This window comes from Streptomyces adelaidensis (genome assembly GCF_016598475.1).
GTDB lineage: Bacteria > Actinomycetota > Actinomycetes > Streptomycetales > Streptomycetaceae > Streptomyces > Streptomyces adelaidensis.
This window is the reverse complement of record NZ_JAEMUX010000290.1, coordinates 1-593: the sequence shown is the minus strand read 5'-3', so window position 1 is coordinate 593 and position 593 is coordinate 1. Positions and strand designations below refer to the sequence as shown.

The 593-nt window shown below is 71.5% G+C and carries 2 protein-coding genes; both read right to left on the bottom strand.

What is annotated here, in order from left to right:
* Positions 1–122: 122 nt before the first annotated feature.
* Positions 123–329, bottom strand: coding sequence for a hypothetical protein (locus I8N67_RS41900; protein ID WP_200309644.1), 207 nt, complete (start codon positions 327–329; stop codon positions 123–125).
* Positions 326–526 (bottom strand): hypothetical protein, encoded by a 201-nt coding sequence (locus I8N67_RS41895; RefSeq protein WP_200309642.1) that lies wholly within the window; start codon positions 524–526, stop codon positions 326–328. Before I8N67_RS41895 ends, I8N67_RS41900 begins: the two co-directional genes overlap by 4 nt.
* Between the last annotated feature and the right edge of the window lie 67 nt (positions 527–593).

Genomic DNA, 593 nt, shown 5'->3' with positions numbered 1-593 from the left:
GTGCCGCTCGCGGATTTGGTGCGGTGACCCGCCGCCGACGGGGGGACGTGCGGCGGGTCACCTGCCGCCCCTCGGCACGGGGCGGCATCCTGCGGCCGGAGGTGCTCACCGGCGGCAGGGGCTCATATGCGGTTACGGCGCGCTTCCTTGTACGCCTTCCACAGCTCGACGGCCTTCTCGCACTGGGCTTGCCCGTAGTCGCAGCCGGCGCACTCCATCACGTGGGATATGAACACCCCGTACGCCGCCTCCCCGGGCAGCCGGGCGGGCACCGTGAACGTGGTCGGCCGGCGCTTCCTGACGGGGCGGTCCCGCTCGGGGCGGCTCACGGCTGGTCCGCAATGGGTGTGAGGTCGTAGGCGTGGCGGCAGGAGGCGCACGCGAACAGGCCTGGTGCGGCGGGGCCGGAGCCTTGGTCGTCGGGGATGCGTACGAGGCGTACGCCTCGAATGGATCCGCCGTGCCACGAGCAGTACCCGAATGAGCTGGGAGTCTGCGAGGGCGGCGGGGCGTCGTCGGTCTTCATGCCGTCCCCTTGTGTCGGGGGTGGTTGCGGATCTCCACCTCGCAGGTGGTGGCTCGCCGTATGTCCT

Bases quoted from the DNA above. Each gene is read 5' to 3' on its own strand.
- I8N67_RS41895 (WP_200309642.1), bottom strand. From the start codon at position 526: ATGAAGACCGACGACGCCCCGCCGCCCTCGCAGACTCCCAGCTCATTC.